The sequence below is a fragment of the Thermodesulfobacteriota bacterium genome (assembly GCA_040756475.1).
Taxonomy (GTDB): domain Bacteria; phylum Desulfobacterota; class Deferrisomatia; order Deferrisomatales; family JACRMM01; genus JBFLZB01.
This window is the reverse complement of record JBFLZB010000282.1, coordinates 1-3,971: the sequence shown is the minus strand read 5'-3', so window position 1 is coordinate 3,971 and position 3,971 is coordinate 1. Positions and strand designations below refer to the sequence as shown.

Below are 3,971 nucleotides of genomic sequence, written 5' to 3'. Positions count from 1 at the left end.
TCGCCGCCGAGATCAATCGCGACGTGGGGCGGGACCGGGGGGCGGGGCTCCCCGAGCAGCCCATGCTCTTCCTCGAGCTCCACGACCTGGGCCGGCCCGCCCTGGCGTCCCGGTGGGAGGTCCTGGAGGGCATCCTGCGCCGCCACGGCGCCGAGGCCGTCGAGCGGGGCATCGGGCCCGACGAGAGGGCCCGGGTCTGGGCGGCGCGCCACGGCGCGCTCGAGTCGATCCGGCGGAACCACCCCGGGAAGGCCTTCCTCCAGGTGGACGCCTGCGTGCCGGTGAGCCGGTTCCCGGAGCTCGCGGAAGCGGCCCGGCAGGCGCTGGACGGGGAGGGGGCGACCGGCTTCATCGCCGGCCACGCGGGCGACGGAAACCTCCACGTGGCCCTCCTGGTGGACCGCGCCGACCCCGCGTCCTTCCTGCCCGCGGAGCGAGTGAACGCGGCCGTGGTGGAAAAGGCCCTGGCCATGGGGGGGACCTGCGCCGGCGAGCACGGGGTGGGAGCCGCCAAGCTCCCCTTCATGGACGCCGAACACGGGGCGGCCCTGGAGGTGATGCGCCGGGTCAAGGGCGCCCTGGACCCGGCGGGCATCTTGAACCCCGGGAAAGTGCTTCCCCCCGGAGCCTCTGCTCCGGGGAATCACCGCGCCCCGTGACGATTGCTCCCTCCCCCCCGGGGCGGAGCGCAAGGGCTCCCGGGCCCCGCTTGCCACCGAGGCGGTGGATCCACGAGGTGCCGGCGGGTTGACGGTGCCCCCGGGTGTTGGCAGGCTGGGGCCCTGGGTCCCCTGCCCCCCTGCCCCCCTGCGCCGAACCCCTGCCGCCCGGAGGCGCCCCGTGGCCAAGGCACGCACCCCCAAGATGCTGACCGCTCCCCGCATGGAGCGGTGTATCGGCTGCCACTCCTGCTCGCTGGCCTGCGCCCGCCAGGTGCACCGGCGGCTCTCCTGGGACACCGCCGGGATCCGCGTGGCGTCCTCCGGGGGGCTCACCTCGGGCTTCGAGGCGAAGACCTGCCTCGCCTGCAACCCCGCCCCCTGCGCCCGCGCCTGCCCCACCGACGCCTTCAGCCAGCGGGCCGGCGGCGGGGTGGTGGTCCGCAAGAAGCTCTGCATCCGCTGCGGCCGGTGCGCCCAGGCGTGCCCGGTGGACGCCGTCTACCTCGACCCGGCGGGGGAGCCCTTCGTCTGCCTCCACTGCGGCCGGTGCGTCCCCTTCTGCCCCCACGACTGCCTGGAGCTCGCCCCCATCCCCGAGCGCGCCTGTCTCCCCGGGGCCGGGCCGGAGGTGCTGCCGTGATCCGCGACCACTTCCGGGTGCTGCGCGTCGACCTCGCCTCGGGCCGCGGCGAGCTTCTGGAACTCGAGGGCCGAAACGAGGTCGCGGGAGGCAGCGGCCTGGCCGCGCTGCTCTTCGAGCGCTTCGCCCGGCTCGACCGGCCGTGGGACGACCCGGAGCAGCCCCTGATCTTCGCCATCGGCCCGCTCACCGGCTACTTTCCCCTGATGAGCAAGACCGTGTGCGCCTTCCGCTCGCCCTACCACGACCAGTACGCCGAGAGCCATGCCGGCGGCCGTTCGGCCCTGGCGCTGCGGTTCGCGGATCTCGACGCCCTGGTCCTCACGGGCCGGGCCGCGTGCCCCTCGTGCCTGCTCGTGGGCTCGCGCCAGCTCGAGCTCCGGGACGCCCACTACCTGTGGGGCAGCGACGTGCTCACCGCCGGCAAGGCGCTGCGCCGGATGTTCCGGGGCTCGGGGCACCGCAGCATCCTGCGGATCGGGCCTGCCGGGGAGAACCGCTCGGCCATGGCCTGCATCAACGCCGACACCTACCGCCACTTCGGGAGGCTCGGGGGCGGGGCGGTGATGGGGGCGAAGAACGTGAAAGCCCTCTGCCTCGTGGGCGACGCCTCCTTCCCCCTCCCGGAGGGCCGCGCCTACACCCAGGTCTTCGACGAGGTCCACCGCCAGGTGACCGCCACGGAGATGATGCGCAAGTACCACAACCTGGGAACACCGGCGAACGTCGCCGTGCTCAACGGCCTTCGGGCCCTGCCCTGCCGGAACCTCCAGCAGACGAGCGACCCCCAGGTGGAAGGGATCACCGGAGAGCGCTTCGCCGACGCGGCGCTCCTGCGAAACTCCGCCTGCTCCGGGTGCCCCGTGGGCTGCATCCACGTGGGCTTCGTGCGGGAGAAGTTCATGGCCGACAACCGGTACCTCTTCCGCCAGGTCGCCTACGACTTCGAGCCCATCTTCTCGATCGGCTCGATGCTCGGCGTCTTCGACGCCTTCGCGGTGCTGGGTCTTCTCGACGCGGTGGAGCGCATGGGCCTCGACGTCATGTCCGCCGGTGTCGCCCTGGCCTGGGCGACCGAAGCGACGGAGAAGGATTTGGTGGCGGAGGCGGAAACCGCGGTGGGGCTTCGCTTCGGCGACGCCGAGACCTACAAGGCCGCCGTGGCGCACCTGGCCCGCGGAACGAACGACTTCTACCGGCTCCTGGCCTCCGGCACCCGAAACGCCGCGGCGCGCTACGGCGGCGACGACTTCGCCTGCGTCCTGGGGCAGGAGATGGCCGGCTACGCGAGCGGAGAGGTCTTCTTCGTGGGTCAGGCCCTGGGGCTGCGCCACTCCCACCTCGACGTGGGCGGCTACACCTACGAGGAGAAGCATCCCGAGCGCGACGCAGGAGCAGCCGTCGCCTTCTACGAAGCCGACGAACGGGAACGGGCGGTCCTCACCTCCATGGTCGCCTGCCTCTTCGCCCGCGGCGTCTATACCGCCACCCTCCTCGCCGAGTGCCTGCGCTGCGTGGGCTACGAGGCCCTGGCCCAGGACTTGGGCGCCCTGGGCCGCGAGGTCCAGAAGCGGCGCTGGCGGGCTCGTCTGGCCACCGGCTACCAGCCCGAGGCCGTCACGATTCCGAAGCGATTCGCCGAGGTGGAAAACTGGAAGGGCGGCATCGACCCAGGCTTCCTGTCCCAGCTCCAAGCCGCCTACGCCCGCCGCATCCGCGAGCTCGGGGGCCAGGCGCCCGCCTGAACTCGCGCCTTCGCCACAGCAGCGCAGGGGGCACAGAATCGCTTTCTCCCCCCGAGACAGAGCCAATGCACGGGGCGCGCAATGGGTGGCGGCTGACCGGGTCTCATTCCCCCTTCCGGATTTCGTTTCAAAACGGTAAAGTGCCGTCCGTCTTCCTCGGACCCTCGTGTTGCCGATCCAGAAACTTGGCTCTGCGGCGGACCTGAGGCTTAGAGATGTTTATGGAGTTTCAGATTTCAAGGTGTCCCGCAGATTCCGTTCCAACAACAATTGCGAGGTGTATGCTATGGATTCATTCGGGCAATTTATATACGCATCAGAAATCGTGTCGCAATGCAAGTTCGCCCTCGGCGGGCTTGGACAGTTGAATTTCGCCCTCAAATCGATACAGGAAAGCAGCGACGCACAGCCAGAGCGTTCACAGTTTTTCTGCAATGAAGTGTTCCGATCCATTCACAGCTTCCTGTCGCATGCGAGCAACATCTCTCGGCTGTTTTGGCCGGCGGTACCCGAGCGGCTCAACGAAGAGAGCGAGGAAGCCTATGAAGCACGGATTTCCTCGCAACCCTCGGTGGCCCGTGCGCGTGCGCTTCGTGCCGCGTTCGGACTCCCGGACGACCATGTCCTCAAGAGTCGTAAGCTTCACGATTTACTCGAGCACTTTGATGAGAAGTTAGATCAATGGCGCGCTACGAATGCGCATCAGAATATCATCAATGATTACATCGGACCCAAGGATGACATCATTGGCGCAGCCGAAACCTACATGATGCGGTGGTTCGATCCTTCGAAGGGGACTTTCACGTTTCGTGGCGAAACATTCGATTTACAGGCGCTCTCGACCGCAGCAGACGAAATGCTCCAACGAGCGACGAAGGTGGAAGAGCAGTTGCGAGAGAAACTGAAAAATGAAGCCCTCGCACT

At 68.8% G+C, this 3,971-nt stretch carries 4 protein-coding genes; all 4 read left to right on the top strand.

What is annotated here, in order from left to right:
- A partial coding sequence (locus AB1578_22440; GenBank protein MEW6490656.1) for an FAD-linked oxidase C-terminal domain-containing protein occupies positions 1–659 on the top strand: 659 nt, incomplete at its 5' end.
- Positions 660–864: 205 nt separating this feature from the next.
- Complete coding sequence (locus AB1578_22435) at positions 865–1,302, top strand: 4Fe-4S binding protein (protein ID MEW6490655.1); 438 nt, start codon at positions 865–867, stop codon at positions 1,300–1,302.
- Positions 1,299–3,047, top strand: coding sequence for an aldehyde ferredoxin oxidoreductase N-terminal domain-containing protein (locus tag AB1578_22430; protein ID MEW6490654.1), 1,749 nt, complete (start codon positions 1,299–1,301; stop codon positions 3,045–3,047). Before AB1578_22435 ends, AB1578_22430 begins: the two co-directional genes overlap by 4 nt.
- A gap of 166 nt (positions 3,048–3,213) precedes the next feature.
- On the top strand, positions 3,214–3,971 hold a 758-nt coding region (locus tag AB1578_22425), incomplete at its 3' end, for a hypothetical protein (GenBank protein MEW6490653.1).

Bases quoted from the DNA above. Each gene is read 5' to 3' on its own strand.
- AB1578_22435 (MEW6490655.1), top strand. From the start codon at position 865: ATGCTGACCGCTCCCCGCATGGAGCGGTGTATCGGCTGCCACTCCTGC.